The sequence below is a fragment of the Alphaproteobacteria bacterium HT1-32 genome (assembly GCA_009649675.1).
In the GTDB taxonomy this organism is placed as follows: domain Bacteria; phylum Pseudomonadota; class Alphaproteobacteria; order Rhodospirillales; family HT1-32; genus HT1-32.
Genome location: WJPL01000001.1, coordinates 730,428 through 744,705 on the forward strand (window position 1 = coordinate 730,428; position 14,278 = coordinate 744,705).

A 14,278-nucleotide genomic window follows, 5' to 3' on the forward strand; every position below is an offset into this window, starting at 1 on the left:
GGGTCTCCCGGCTGGAGGATGGCCTGATGATCAATGACATGACAGTGTCCCGTACCGGGACAACCGGATAAATGGAGCAGGCTGTCCAGATCAGCTATCAGCCCGCGCTTGTTGCGACATCCTTCCTGATTGCTTTTTTTGCCTCCTATGCGGCGCTGGATATCGGCAATCGCCTGTTTGAAAAGATTGCCGGCAAACAGGATCTGCCCTGGATTATCGCCGGTGCTGTTGTGCTGGGCGGCGGCATCTGGTCGATGCATTTCATTGCTATTCTGGCGGCTGACTTCGGGCTGCCGGTGCGATATGGCTTCAGGCTTACCCTCCTGTCACTGGTTGTCGCTGTCCTGTTTTCCGCAATCGGACTCTGGGTCGCCACATCGACCAGACGCACCGGGATATCAATTCCACTTGCCGGACTGGCCAGCGGCATCGCCATCGCCTCCATGCATTATATCGGTATGGCCGCTCTGGTGATCCCGGCCAGAGCCGAACATGACATGCTGCTGATCCTGCTTTCTGTCCTGATTGCCGTCGTTGCCGCAACCGCTGCCTTCTGGATGATGTCCAACGTTACCCGCGCCCGGCTGAAGGTCCTGGCTGGCGTCATCATGGCCATTGCGATTTGCGGGATGCATTACACCGGCATGGCCGCGATGTCCTACTTCCCCGAGAATACGATCCATCCGAATCTTGTCGACACCGCCGGCAACGAAATGCTGGCAGGACTTGTTGTCTTCGGATCGGCTCTGGTGATTTTCGGTGCCTCTGCGGCGCTCTATGCAGACCGGCGTATTTCTGCCGCGACCGACCGCGAACAGGCAGCCCGATCACAGAGCGAAGAACGGTTTCGCAATCTGGTTGAAGCCCTGCCGGTTGCCGTAGTCAGTACAAGGCTGAGTGACGGCACCATTGTCTATGCCAATGCCAGGGCCGCGAATAAATTTCGCTATGACCCGGCGCTGGAAAATGCCAGCAACAGTGACCGGTATGTTAATCCGGAGGAACGAATGCAGCTTCTGGAATCGCTCCGGCAAACCGGCGAAGCAGAGGTGACGGAGTCACTGATGCGCCGGTATGACGGCACGGAATTCTGGGCCCGCATTTCGTCCCGGCGGGTTGATGACCCGGACGGTGCGCTGGTTATTTCCGGCTTCTTCGACATTTCCGACCGGATTGAAATCCAGACCAGGCTGGAGGAATCACAGGCTGAACTTCGCAGAACCAACAGCAAGCTTCAGGCGGCTCTGGAGGCGGTAAACAAATATGCCTCAAATCTGGAATCTGCACTCCGCGAGGCCCGGGAGGCAAACCAGGCGACACGGGCAAAGTCGACCTTTCTGGCCTCCATGAGCCACGAGATCAGGACCCCGATGAACGGGGTGATCGGCCTGCTGGAAATATTGTCGGACACCACACTCGATAACGACCAGATACATCTGATCAACACGATCCGGGACTCTGCTCACTCGCTCCTCAAGATCGTCGATGACGTTCTCGATCTGTCAAAGATCGAAGCCGGAAAAATCGATATTGAGCACAGCAGCTTTGATCCGGAAGAACTGGTAGAAAGCGTTGCCGAGACGCTTGCCGTTGCCGCCCGCAAGAAGCAGCTCGATTTCCTGCTCTATTTCGATCCCGAGATCCCCCGACATCTGAACGGCGACCCGGTCAGGCTACGACAGGTTCTGACAAATCTGATCGGCAATGCCGTGAAATTTACCAGTACCGGGTCAATATCAGTATCGGCGACACTGGAAGGAACAGCGGACTCCATCGCCGCGGTCCGCTTTACAGTTGCCGATACCGGAATTGGCATTTCACCCGAACAGACCGAAAAGCTGTTTGAGCCGTTCTCGCAGGCTGAAGCCTCAACCACCCGCCGGTTTGGCGGCACCGGACTCGGGCTGACAATTTCGCGACAGCTGACCAATCTGATGGGAGGAGAAATTTCTGTCGAAAGCGAGCCTGACGCCGGATCCCAATTCCATGTAAATATTCCCTTCTCGCTGAGTGCGGTCATTAGTGATGACGCCCGTCAGAGTGATGACATCTCGGGCCTGCGGGTCTGCATTGTCACCGGTGACGAGAAACGTCGTCATGTTCTGTCTTCCTATGCCCGCTATGCCGGGGCTCATATATCCTTTGCAGATCATCCGGATCACGCGCAGACCGGTATCAACGGAGACCCGGTCGACGTTGTCGTTCTCGGCTCGGATATCATCCGCAAGACCCCGGCCGATGATCTGGAAAGTTTCCTCAGCGGCCTTTCTGCCAATCTGGTCGCCATTGCACCACGGCAGAGCGATGCGGAAGCGGTCTCCCGATTTGGCGAACATGTGTTTGTCCTTCGAAATCTGGTGCGCCGTCGGAATTACCTTCACGCAATCGCCGTTGCTGCAGGTCGTTCATCACCAAAAGAAGCTCTGCTTCTCCCGGCAAACCTCGTCGATGAATCGGAGCAACCGGTCCGGGAACAGCCATCTATAGATTTTCCGGAAGACGGGCCCAAAGTGCTTGTCGCTGAAGACCATCCGACAAATCGCGAGGTTCTGCGACGTCAGCTTAACCGTCTTGGCATACAGGCTGACATTGCCACCCATGGAGAGGAGGCCTTCAGCTTCTATCAGGTCAACGATTATCAGCTGCTGCTGACAGACTGTCACATGCCCGGCATGGATGGCTATGAGCTGACCCGGAAAATTCGTGAGGTCGAGAAAGAAAGCGGTGCTCATCTTCCGGTTATCGCCATCACTGCAAACGCCCTGAGTGGCGAACAGCAACGATGTATCGCCGCCGGCATGGACGACTATCTGTCGAAACCGGTCGAGATCAGCGTTCTCGACGCAAAGCTCCGGACCTGGATTGACCTGCCTTCCCCAGCCGCTTCAGCCGTCATGCGACCCGCGGTATCTGTGCCGGCCCCAATGACCGGAACAAACCCTGAAGCAGAAGCCGAAGCTGCCATCTCAATCGACATTCTGCAGGATCTGGTGGGTGATGACCGGGACTCACTTCGTACATTACTCCAAAGCTTTGTCGACAGCATCGATTCCTCCTCGGACGAGATTACCGCAGCCAGTGACGCGGGCGATGCCGACGCCTTTGAAGAAGCCACGCACAAACTGCTGGGGGCTGCACGAACCGCGGGAGCACCGGGGCTGGTGTCAGTTCTGGACTTGATGCGCAAAACCGCAATGGCCGGCGACTGGGCAAGTCTGAAAAATCAGCAGGCGGATCTTTTCAGGGAAACCAGCAGGGTGAAGGCATTCGTCGACGCCTTTTGATTTGCAGGACCGGGCAGTCAGTCAGCCGGCCCTCATACGGCTGGCAAGCTCATCGTAAATTCCACTCCATGCCGCTGTCAGGTCAGGCGTCATGTCATCGCCAAATTCTTCTGCCAGCGTCTTCAGCAGCACATCCTTCAGCACCTGATAATGAACATCCTTCACGCCATAATCGATATGGTTACGACCGAGCGACCAGATCCCACGGTCGATTTCATCCAGTTTCGAGGCGTTGTTGACGACTGTCGTCAGGGTGGCGATCAGCTTCTCACGCTGCTGTCGCAGATCTTTTGGAAACAGCACACGCACATCCGGGGCCGCCGCAAACAGATTTGCGTATAAACGCTGACTGAATTCATCGCGCACCGGCAGCAGCCGGATAAAAGACGACTTAACCAGTCTCACCTGTTCCGCGTCTATTGGCATGCCTGATCTCCGGTCTGGTCAGCCACCAGACTTGGACCTGAGCTCATCATAGTCAATCATCTTGCCTGACAAGCCGGTCGTCACGCCAGACAGCAGTTTCCCCCGGGATACCGGCTTAACGAGATATCCGCTGATTCCGGTCTTCGCGGCACGCAGTACCTGGGCCAGTTCAGAATGCCCGCTCAGCACGATGACCGGTGTTTCTGCTACATCCTTATCCGGCAGGGCTCGCAAAGCCTCCAGAAAACCAAATCCGTCGAGAACCGGCATTTGCAGGTCGAGGAAAATAATATCAAAAGGCTGTTTCGCCTTTTCAGTCAGTTTCAGCGCATCCTGACCATTTATCGCCGTTGTAATACTCCGCACGCCCAGATCTCTCAGCGCCCCGCTCATCACCGTCTGCAGGAAAACCTCATCTTCGGCGATAAGCACCCGGAGAACGCGCATCTGGTCAGGTGTCAGTTCCGGCATAGGACCTCGCAAAGAAACAGGAGCATCCCCTTCAACTGGAGACAAATCATCACATTTTCAACCCGCCCGGCGTTCCCGGCAGATCATCCGGAACGCAGTAGCAGCGGCAGAAAGCCGCAGTTCCGCTGGCCGGGCAAGAACGATCTTCAGCCCCGGCGGATTCTCCACTAGCGGTCGCGTGACAACTGTTGCCCCGGCATAGGTCACATTGCTGGCCGGTATCAGGTTGAGCAGGGCAACGCCTTCCCCTGCCCCGACAAGCCCCCGGACCATTTCAAAAGACTCCGAACGATGCCGGATTGTCGGCTGCAAATTGCGGGCAGAAAACAGCGATATGAAATATTCCCGGCTGTGTGGCAGATCGAGCAGAACAAGCGGTTCCCGTGCAAGATCCTCCAGAGACACTGTCGCCTGCCCGGCAAGCGAATGCCCCACCGGCAGAATTGCAGAGGGAGATACCGCCGTCAGAACCTCCGTCTCCAGCGCCGGATCAATTCCCAGTTCATAGGTGATCGCCAGTTCAAACCGTCCGTGAATCAAATTGTGCGTAATGGTTTGCAGATCACCGTCCTGGGCCCGGACACGAACATCCGGATAGCGGGCAGAAAACGTTGCGATCAGGTCAGGCATCAGAAAGGGGGCTATGGTTGTAAAACAGCCGATCTCCAGCTGCCCCGCAACCGTGCCCGCATAGCCACGGGCATGCGCATCAAGCTCTGCTGCCTGTGACAGCAACGCCCGTGCTTCGGAGACGATTCCCCGCCCGGCAGGGGTCAGCGACAGCCCCCGGGCGTGATGGCGAATGAACAACTGCACACCGAAATCATCTTCAACCTGCCGGATCGCAGAGGAAACAGAGGGCTGTGAGACATGCAGACGTGCAGCCGCAGCCGTGACATTTCCTTCCTCGGCAACCGCGACCACATAACGCATCTGTTTCAGCGTGTATTGGATAGATTTTTCCAATTCAGTGGAAAGAATAATGATATTTTACATATGCAACGTCAGACCGCAATCTGAACGAAGACAGGGACAGGCACACCGCATCACCGAACAGGATAAACCGATGACAATTCTGACAGACGCGCAAATCCGGCAGTTTCGGGAAACCGGATGGCTGCTGGCCTCCAACGCGGTCACGCCAGGACAACTGGCCGGCCTGAAACAGGAGCTGAAGGGCTGGGTCAGTGACAGCCGGAACCATACCGGCATGTATGGTGAAACCGGCTTTCCCAAACCCCGGTTTGACTGTGCCCCGGATCATAAACCCGACCATCCGCAACTGCGTCGGGTCAATAACCCGCAGGAGATATCCGAAATCTATGCGGAAGTCGGGTTCAACAGTGCGATGGTTGATATGGCGGCAGACCTTGTCGGCCCGGCGGTCAAGTTTCATCATTCAAAGGTGAACAACAAACAGCCCGGCGGCAGCACCGTTGTCGACTGGCATCAGGACTTCACCTACACGCCGCATACCAACGACGACATGGTCACGGCCCTGCTGTTGCTGGACGATATGACTGCCGAGAATGGCTGCCTGCTGGTCGCTCCGGGGTCCCATCTGAACGGTGCGAAAAGCCTCTGGCAGGACGGCAGGTTCACCGGCAAGGTGGATGCTCCGACATCAGACGCGGCAGCGGCCATCGCCCGGCCCGTCACCGGCAAGGCCGGGGATGTCTGCCTGATGCATTCCAAGCTGCTGCATGCCTCCGAAGCCAACGTATCTGACCATCCGCGCGGTCTGTTCATCGTCAATTATGTCAGTGCCGACGCAATGTCGCTTGCCCCCTCGCCGATGGCGAACAGCAATGAAGGCAAAATCCTGCGGGGCGAGGCGGCACGATTTGCCAGACTGACCGAAACTTCCGTTGAATTACCTGCCGATTACGGCAGCATCACCTTCTTTGAACTCCAGAATCCGGGCAGTACCTCCTGACCGGGACCGGCGAACAATACGGACATCTTCAGAAAACAGGCAGCGGAGCAACCACATGGCCCATACCAGACATCGCAAATTCAATACCGGTGATACCTATTCCAACCAGAAACTCGATAATGATCTGTGCCAGGCCGTAAAAGCCGGCAACACGATCTATCTGCGCGGCCAGGTCGGCACCAATTTTGAAGGCGAGACAATCGGCATCGGCGACCCCGCCGCCCAGGCCGAACAGGCCATGAAGAACGTCAAACAGCTGCTGGAAGAAGTCGGTAGCGAACTGTCCCATATCGTCAAGATTACCATCTTCATCACCGACCGCGCCTATCGTGAACCGGTCTATCGTGAAGTCGGAAAATGGCTGAAGGGTGTCTTCCCGGTCTGTACCGGCCTGATCGTCCAGGGGCTTGCCCAGCCGCAGTGGGTGATGGAGATCGACGTCATTGCGGTGATCCCCGACGACGCTTAACAGCCATCAGCCAGGCCCTCCCGGTCGATCCGGCAATGGTAGCACCCGGTCAGGGACGAGCGGATATGCAGATAGTCGCTGTCCGGGTCTGCCAGCAGGCGTCTTATGGCGGCATCTGCCTGCCGGCCGTCGACCATTTCATGATGCCCGTAGCGCATTTTGTGATCACGGCTATAGGCACGAATAACAACCCGCCGGGACAGGACGACCTCCGGCAGTTCAGTAACCTGACTATAGGGCTCGCAATGTTCCGGGCAGACAAACACCGGCCCGACCTCGCTGTAGGGGGTGGCCACCGGAAACGGCCGGTGGGCGACAAGCAGGGCCGCCGCCCCTTTCGGCAGATCCGTCAGGCAATGCCGGCAGGGAAAAGCACCGTCGGAATGCATTATCTCACCCGGCAGGCCATAAAAATCCCCTCCTCCGGTCCGGTACTGCCGGACATCCTCTGTCGATAATGCGGTGACCCTGTAGCTCATTGCTCTCTCTCCGGTCTGATTGCTTGCCGGCTGTTTATGCGGTATCCGGAATGCTGCCGATATCCGGTCCTTGCAGCGCAATCCGCCCGCAAAGTCCGGCTTCCCGTCAGGCAGTCCGGGCAGGCTGCCGACAGAGACAGAGAAGAAAGTTTTGAAACCAGTGTCTAACGACTATGGCGACCTGTCACAGGACATACTGACCCGCCGTGCCGCGGATGGCCGCATTGTTGCCCTGTTGCCGGTCGGTGCTTTTGAGAATCACGGCCCTCACCTGCCGCTTGGTACCGATCACATCATCGCCGATGAATTGTCACTGCGCGTCGCCGCCAGTCTGGAAGAGGCTGTCATCCGGCTTCCCGGCATCTGGCTTGGCGTCTCCGGCGAGCATGTCTCGGATGATATGGCACCCCAGGCGACCCTTTCCATTGAGGCAGGCACCCTGATCGACCAGATCGACGGCATCGCAGCAGGCCTGGTACGGGCCGGTATCCGTCATCTGCTGCTACTGAACGGTCATGGCGGGAACATCGCGGCTCTCAATATCGCCATACTGAACGTGCGACGAAAACATGGCGTTCTGGCGGCCAACGCGCACTGGCTCGATTTCGGCCTTCCGGATGATCTCGACGCTCCGACAGAGGCCCGTGCAGATGTCCATGGCGGCTGGCTGGAAACCGCGCTGATGCTGGCCATCCGGCCTGAACTGGTACGGCTCGACAAGGCCACGGCAAACCCCGCTACCGAGGGAGGGAGCCTGCTGTTCCCGGCAGGGCCGGTTCAGTGGGGCTGGAAAACAGATGACCTCGCCACCGGCGGCTGGGTTGGCCGACCCGATCTGGCAACCCCGGAAACCGGCCAGCAATTACTGACCCATGCACTGAAGCATTTTCAGTTACTGACCACTGAAATGGCAGCCCGGAAACTTTGACGGCAGCACCCTTGCTGTCTAATCCGATCCGGTGAGGCGCAGTTTATCGAGGCGGTGTCCGGCACGGGCAGCCTTGGTTGCCAGATATTTCCGGTTATGCCGGTTGACGGTACCAAGCAGACATTCGGTTCCGACGATCTGAAGTCCGGCAGACTGCATGGCGCCAATCTTGTCCGGATTGTTGGTCAGCATGACAATCTGGCTGAAACCCAGCAATTCCAGCATCCGCCCGGCAATGCCGTATTTCCGCTCATCCGGGCCATATCCCAGAATGGCATCGGAATCGACCGTATCATGGTCATCTTCCTGAAGCCGGTAAGTCCGGATCTTGCTGCGCAGGCCGATTCCCCGGCCTTCCTGATCCAGATACAGCAACACCCCGCCGCCCAGTTCCGCAATTCGCTGGATCGCCAGACGCAACTGTTCGCCACAGTCGCATTTCAGGCTGCCGAACAGATCACCGGTCAGACAGGCGGAATGCAGCCGCACAGGTGTCGGCCGGGACGGGTCGGGATCACCGATCACGATAGCAACCTGATCCTTCAGCCCGTCACCACCATGAAAGACAACAAAATCGGTAACAGTTGAATCAATCAGCGGCACCCGGGCCCGCGATGCGATGGCCAGTGTTTGTACGATACGGTCGTGATAGCCGTTGATGTCACGTACATCGACCGACATCAGGCCTGCCAGGCCCGAAGTCTTGTCGATCCTTGCCAGCAGAGCCGCCGGCATCAGCTGCGCGCGTTTCATCAGATCAATCGCCGGGCCAGCGGCAGACTGCGTATCGACCGGATTTGTCGGCGCATCCGTGGTCACCGACTGGCAATAAGCCTGTATCCGCCAGTCATCCATGTCAGCCAGAGAGAAGCCAACGGGCTGATCCGTTTGCAGACCGATATGGCGCAGGCGCGGCGCGCTCAGCACCAGTGCCGCCCCGGACAAATGCCGGAAATAGGAAATCAGCTGGGCGTCCGCATTCTCTGCCGATGCCAGCAGCCAGATGTCACCGGCATCATGCATCAGCACGGGACGGGCAGCCCGTAATTCGGCTATACATCTCTCAACCGACAGGCGAGACAGGTCACCGGCAAGGGTTGCAATCGAGGGTGCATGCTGGCGATCATGATTGTCGTTGCTTCGACCAATAATAGGATCGCAGTGCGGTTTGGGATACTGAAACAATGTCACGTCTGGCACTAACACAATGTTGAACACGGCTCTATGGGACGATAAACGCCCCTGGTTGGACATAGTTGCATCAAAACGAACAACTTCCGGAAACTCTGCTCTGGAAGGCAATCCGCTTTTACCTTTGTATGGCCCGTTGATCGATTGTGACAGCCGCCCTGACAGTTTTGTGATGGCGCAGCTTGGTCAGTCTCTGGACGGTCGCATCGCGACAGCCTCCGGTCATTCGCACTACATAAACGGTCGCTCGGCTTTGATCCACCTCCATCGATTACGCGCATTGATGGATGCAGTAATCGTAGGCGTGGGCACGGCTCTGGCCGATAATCCTGCCCTGACTGTCCGTCACGCGACAGGGCCGTCTCCGGCCAGAATCATCATTGATCCGAACAGCCGGCTGACCATGAACGAGGCCTGTCTGACCGACGACCGCGCACGAAGAATTGTTCTGCGACGGGGGTCCGCCGCCCATGTAATCGACTCGTCAGGGGTCGAAATCATAACCATGCCCGGCAACGATACCGGCGCTTTATCCCCGCCGGCGATTATCACGCGGCTGGCAGAGGCCGGTCTGACACGCCTGCTGGTTGAAGGCGGCGCACATACCGTTTCGGCATTCCTGGCGGCCCGCGCACTGGACCGAATGCATTTCCTGGTCGGCCCCATGATCATCGGCTCCGGCCCGGCGGGGCTTACCCTGCCGGTGATTGAAACGCTGAAAGAGGCTATCCGGCCATCGATGAAATCCTATAACCTGCCCGAAGGTGACATGCTGATAGACTGCGCCTTCACCGGAACCGAGGGAGAGAAATGATGAGCGACAAGGCAACCGGCAGCTATACCGGCACCGCAAAACTGCTGCACTGGGTTATCGCATTCTGTGTCATCGCTGCCATACCCATGGGCATTGCCATGCTTCGTGTTGGTTCCGGGCCGTTGCAAAACCAGCTGTTCGACCTGCATCGTTCCTTCGGCGCACTCATCCTCGGGCTGATGGCATTACGGATCATCTGGCGGCTGTTCCACAAACCGCCACCCCTTGATATCGAACTTGCCCCGGCACAGCGTTTCGCCGCCGGGGCCACTCACATCCTGCTTTATGTTCTTTTACTGGCGATCCCGCTCGGTGGCTGGATCGGCACCAACATGTACCCGGCGCAGATATCCGTCTTTGGCCTGTTCACCCTGCCCGCACTGACCGGCGCAGACCGTGAAATGTCTGAAACCGTACTCTGGATTCACGGCTGGGCAGGATTCGCTGTCGGCGGGCTGATCCTGATGCATATCGGTGCCGCCCTGCATCACCATTTCATCCGCAAAGACGGCCTGCTGAACCGGATGCTGCCGGGAAAACAGACCCCTGACCAGCAGGGCTGACCCCTGTCTCCACCGGGGCCGGATGTCAGACCGGCAGACTGTAGAGGATGAAATCCGATTTCGGCGTGTAGGTGTCATACAAACGCCGACCGGCATAATTGTAATCCTGAGTCAGCCAGCGGAGGTTTGAAATGCCCCGGCTTCTGGCAAATTCGATCACATGGTCGATCAGCGCACGCCCGGCACCGGTCCCGCGGACTGCCGGACGGACATAGAGATCACTGAGATAGCAAACCATGGCCCCGCTGAGAGAACGGTGCATCAGCTGATACTGGGTAAAGCCCACCGGGGTTCCGTCATCCGCCAGCACAAGGTCACACCAGAAATCGTTGTCCGGATCAAATATCCAGCCCCAGACACCATCATGCCCGCCCTCCGGAACGGTGGTCTTGTAGAACGCCGCATATTCATCGAGAAAACTCTCCCAGATGGCTCGGTCGGTGGTCTCAAGCGGTCTGATGTTCATGGCGGGATCCTCCGGTGAAACAGGGAATCCAGAGACTATCCTGCCTGTCCGCGACAATCACGGGTGACAGGCAAAGACATCCAGATGTCCGATGGTCATGGCTTTCGGGCCGGCCTGCCGTAAGGTCCGCCAGCGGTCCAGTTCAGACGGATCGACCAGCCCGGTCTCACCCGCCGCATCGGCAATCCCGACTAGGGTTGCCTGCATCAGACTGCGGGTGGTCGCATCCAGCTTCCATGGGCTGTCGCCGGTGGTCACCGCAAACCCGTTCAGGCCAAGCTGACGGGCCAGATAATCCCCCGCCGCCGGACCAAGTGCCGGACCAAACCCCTTGTCTCCGCCCTGATGCCGGTTGAAGGCATCGCGTACCGGAATATCCAGCGGGTCGGCCGGATCAAAAGACATCACCCCGTCATAGTTCAGACCGGCAAGCACGGCCGTCTGGCGATTACCCAGCGCCGCGACAAACCGGTCCAGCCATGCCGCCGAGGTAAGGTCAGCCAGCGCCGACGCCGTGACCAGATCAACCTGTTCCGGCAGCAGTTCACCTGTCGCGGCGAGGTCACGCACCGCAAAACCGATCTTCAGAATCTGCTGGCCGTGCCGTAACAGCAGATCATCGCCCTGACGTTCCGACGCATCCGCCCAGTCTGAAAGAGCCTCGACAGCAGCATTGATATTCGCGGCATCATGATCGACCAGCAGCCAGTCCTGCCGTGCGGGCAAATGTTCTGCCAGCGCCCGGACTGACGAGCCGGTTCCGGCACCGAAGTCACAGATGCGACAGGAAGGCCGGTCGGCAAAAGCCTGCCGCAGGGCGGCCAGCACTTCGGGAGACCGGGCTGCGGTATCTGCGGGCTCACGCAGCGCCAGCCATTCCGGGGAAAATCCGCTCATGCCGTCTGCTCCATAATATCTGCGATGATCCTGGCTGTATCCGGCCAGCGGGCCAGCCCCTGTCCATGTTGCCAGGCCCCGTCCGCCAGCACCTGTCGTCGCGACCTATCTGTCAGTAACAGCCTGACAGCCCCGGCCAGTGCCGGGGCATCATCAACCGGCACCAGCATACCTGCACTTTCCGGCACCGTATCGGGGACAGCCCCCGCCTGACAGGCGATGACCGGCAGGCCATGCGCCATCGCTTCGGCGAAGACCATGCCATAACCTTCATAGCGGCTGGCCAGTACGAAAATATCTGCCTGATGATATTCTTTCTGCAGGCCATCGCCATCAACCTCGCCGACGATGTCAATCCGCTGGTCCAGTCCGGCGCGGGAAATCGCCCGGCGCAGACTCTCCGTCACCTCCGGGTCGCGGTCGGTACTGCCGACAAACCGGCACTGCCAGTCCAGATCCCCCAGTTCCGACAGCGCCGCGACCAGCACATCATGGCCCTTGCGACGGGTCAGGGTGCCGACCGACAACAGCAGGGGCACGCCCTCACCGCCGGATGCCCTGCCGCTGGCTTCAACCCCCGGCAGGGCCACCGTAACCTTTTGTTCAGGGACCGCATAGGAGGTGACCAGTTCACGGGCCGTCGCCGGGCTGGTCACAATAACCTGCGACGCCTCTGCCAGCGCTGCCCGTTCTGACATCTTCAGTATCACCTGCTGCGCCGGATCAACGCCTGTCTCCAGCGCCAGCGGATGATGTACAAGCGCCAGCCAGCGCCGTCGCGTCTGCTGTAAAAACGCTGCCGGCAGCACGCCATAGGCCAGACCATCAATCAGCACCGTCGCCCCGTCCGGCGTTGCTGCCAGCCGCCGGCAGGCCTCATCCATGACTGCCGGTGACGGACTGGGGAAGCCATCACCGAGCGGGATATGCTGAACCGAATGCCCGGCAGCTTTCCAGCAGCGGATAATTTCGCGTGCATAGGCATAGCCGCCGGTCAGGGTCGCCAGATCTCCCGGGACAGCAAAGATCAGATGCGCCATCAGACAGGCCGTTCAGTCTGGTCAGATATCCGCCTCATAGGCGGCGCTGGCGAGATGGTTTTCATTCAGTACGGTCCTGATCCGCGAAATCCCCTTCGCCGAAGCGCCCAGCGATCCATCAGCAATGCAGCGCACCATCCGGTCAAAGACCCATTTGGCGAGCACTTCCGTGGTCGAACGTTTCGTCCGGAAATCAGGCAGGTCATCGAGATTCTTGTAATTCAGTTCACCGAGGGAGGCTTTCACCACATCGGAGGCAAGCCCGATATCGACAACGATTTCGTTCTCGTCGAGTTCCGGGCGATAGAACGTCACATCGATCACATAGGTCGCACCGTGAAGGTTCTGCGCCGGGCCGAAGGCTTCACCCGGCAGGCTGTGGGCAATCATGATGTGATCGCGAATGGTGAGAGAATACATCAGTCAGGGTCTTTCAGGTTGATCCGTCATATCGGACGGCTGTTACGATACCCGACGCCCCCGGCGCAAGGATTTCCGGCAGGCGTGCAGGCAGGTCATCAAAGGCGACTTCAGCCGTGATCAGGCAATCAAGCCGGTCATCGCACAGCAGGCCAAGCGCCGTCTGCAACCGCCTGCGGTAATCCCAGCGTGCGGCTCTCGCAGCCGGAATGGCACCGACCTGTGTGGAGATCAGCCGTAATCTGTGGGAATGGAAGCGACCGCCAAGCGCCGCATCGACGGTGCGGTCTCCGTACCAGCTGACCTCCACCACTGTCGCTTCACGACCGGCAGCACCGATCGCCAGATTTAATCCGTCTGCACTGGCGCTGGTATGAAACACGATGTCGTGATCATCACGCGAGGGCTCTGTCCCGATGAATTCAGCCCCTAGGATGGCCACCGCATCGGCCTTGCCGGGGTCAGGATCAGCGACCGAGACACTGGCGCCCGGAAGCCCCGCTGTAATGAAGGCAATCATCTGTCCGACGGCACCTGCACCAACCACCAGAATCCGGTCACCGGGACCGGCGCCGGAGTCCCAGACCGCATTCAGTGCCGTTTCCATATTTGCGGTCAGCACGGCACGCCGGGCAGGCAGGCGATTCGGTAACGGATGCAGGGCGTTATCTGCTGCGACAAACCGGTCTTCATGGGGGTGCAGGGCAAAAACGGTACGCCCGACCAGACTATCCGAACCGGCTTCAACCACGCCGACGGCGCAATAGCCATATTTTACCGGAAAAGGGAAATCTCCTGCTTGCGCCGGACAGCGCATATTGCTGTATTCCGCGACAGGCACCTTGCCCTCAAAGACAAGACGCTCGGTCCCCCGGCTGATTCCACTCCAGATGG

At 58.7% G+C, this 14,278-nt stretch carries 16 protein-coding genes; 6 read left to right on the forward strand and 10 right to left on the reverse strand.

The features are described 5' to 3' along the window. Positions 1–71 precede the first annotated feature (71 nt). Positions 72–3,284 (forward strand): response regulator, encoded by a 3,213-nt coding sequence (locus GH722_03455; GenBank protein ID MRG70812.1) that lies wholly within the window; start codon positions 72–74, stop codon positions 3,282–3,284. Between the two features lie 21 nt (positions 3,285–3,305). Here GH722_03455 and GH722_03460 read toward each other — a convergent pair whose 3' ends face one another. The 3 genes from GH722_03460 to GH722_03470 are packed head-to-tail and all read right to left on the reverse strand — an operon-like array spanning position 3,306 to position 5,114. Further along, on the reverse strand, positions 3,306–3,710 hold the full coding sequence (locus GH722_03460; protein MRG70813.1) for a hemin receptor: 405 nt from the start codon (positions 3,708–3,710) through the stop codon (positions 3,306–3,308). 18 nt (positions 3,711–3,728) lie between these two features. Next, positions 3,729–4,181 (reverse strand): response regulator, encoded by a 453-nt coding sequence (locus GH722_03465; protein ID MRG70814.1) that lies wholly within the window; start codon positions 4,179–4,181, stop codon positions 3,729–3,731. A gap of 57 nt (positions 4,182–4,238) precedes the next feature. Then, positions 4,239–5,114 carry a LysR family transcriptional regulator gene (locus GH722_03470; protein ID MRG70815.1) on the reverse strand — a complete coding sequence of 292 codons (876 nt, stop codon included), beginning with the start codon at positions 5,112–5,114 and terminating at the stop codon, positions 4,239–4,241. 49 nt (positions 5,115–5,163) lie between these two features. Between GH722_03470 and GH722_03475 the strand changes: the two genes are divergently transcribed. Both GH722_03475 and GH722_03480 read left to right on the forward strand, forming a co-directional pair. Beyond that, entirely contained in the window at positions 5,164–6,117 is a 954-nt protein-coding gene (locus GH722_03475) for a phytanoyl-CoA dioxygenase family protein (GenBank protein ID MRG70816.1), read from the forward strand. Positions 6,118–6,172: 55 nt separating this feature from the next. After that, a complete protein-coding gene (locus GH722_03480) occupies positions 6,173–6,586 on the forward strand; it encodes a RidA family protein (GenBank protein ID MRG70817.1) in 414 nt (137 codons plus the stop codon). Here GH722_03480 and GH722_03485 read toward each other — a convergent pair. Beyond that, positions 6,583–7,065: a DUF1203 domain-containing protein gene (locus GH722_03485; GenBank protein ID MRG70818.1), complete on the reverse strand. Its 483-nt coding sequence runs from the start codon at positions 7,063–7,065 to the stop codon at positions 6,583–6,585. The genes GH722_03480 and GH722_03485 overlap by 4 nt on opposite strands. A gap of 19 nt (positions 7,066–7,084) precedes the next feature. Between GH722_03485 and GH722_03490 the strand changes: the two genes are divergently transcribed. Beyond that, complete coding sequence (locus GH722_03490) at positions 7,085–7,993, forward strand: creatininase family protein (protein ID MRG70819.1); 909 nt, start codon at positions 7,085–7,087, stop codon at positions 7,991–7,993. Between the two features lie 18 nt (positions 7,994–8,011). Here GH722_03490 and ribA read toward each other — a convergent pair whose 3' ends face one another. Beyond that, positions 8,012–9,247: a GTP cyclohydrolase II RibA gene (gene ribA, locus GH722_03495; GenBank protein MRG70820.1), complete on the reverse strand. Its 1,236-nt coding sequence runs from the start codon at positions 9,245–9,247 to the stop codon at positions 8,012–8,014. On the opposite strand from ribA, the gene GH722_03500 reads away from it, so the two are divergent. Next, positions 9,201–9,998 carry a riboflavin deaminase gene (locus GH722_03500; protein ID MRG70821.1) on the forward strand — a complete coding sequence of 266 codons (798 nt, stop codon included), beginning with the start codon at positions 9,201–9,203 and terminating at the stop codon, positions 9,996–9,998. The genes ribA and GH722_03500 overlap by 47 nt on opposite strands. After that, positions 9,998–10,561 carry a cytochrome b gene (locus tag GH722_03505; protein MRG70822.1) on the forward strand — a complete coding sequence of 188 codons (564 nt, stop codon included), beginning with the start codon at positions 9,998–10,000 and terminating at the stop codon, positions 10,559–10,561. Before GH722_03500 ends, GH722_03505 begins: the two co-directional genes overlap by 1 nt. A 25-nt stretch (positions 10,562–10,586) precedes the next feature. Here the strand turns inward: GH722_03505 and GH722_03510 are convergent, their stop codons facing one another. From GH722_03510 to GH722_03530, 5 genes are read right to left on the reverse strand one after another with little or no spacing between them, the layout of a single operon-like run. Next, positions 10,587–11,027: a GNAT family N-acetyltransferase gene (locus GH722_03510; protein MRG70823.1), complete on the reverse strand. Its 441-nt coding sequence runs from the start codon at positions 11,025–11,027 to the stop codon at positions 10,587–10,589. Positions 11,028–11,084: 57 nt separating this feature from the next. After that, the gene (locus GH722_03515) at positions 11,085–11,924 is read right to left on the reverse strand and encodes an SAM-dependent methyltransferase (protein MRG70824.1); all 840 of its coding nucleotides are present in this window, start codon (positions 11,922–11,924) and stop codon (positions 11,085–11,087) included. Beyond that, positions 11,921–12,964: a glycosyltransferase gene (locus tag GH722_03520; protein ID MRG70825.1), complete on the reverse strand. Its 1,044-nt coding sequence runs from the start codon at positions 12,962–12,964 to the stop codon at positions 11,921–11,923. The genes GH722_03515 and GH722_03520 overlap by 4 nt, the downstream gene beginning before the upstream one ends. 21 nt (positions 12,965–12,985) lie before the next feature. Beyond that, entirely contained in the window at positions 12,986–13,384 is a 399-nt protein-coding gene (locus tag GH722_03525) for a 6-carboxytetrahydropterin synthase (protein MRG70826.1), read from the reverse strand. A 13-nt stretch (positions 13,385–13,397) separates the two neighbouring features. Continuing rightward, positions 13,398–14,276, reverse strand: a complete 879-nt coding sequence (locus tag GH722_03530; protein ID MRG70827.1) for a dehydrogenase — start codon at positions 14,274–14,276, stop codon at positions 13,398–13,400. Between the last annotated feature and the right edge of the window lie 2 nt (positions 14,277–14,278).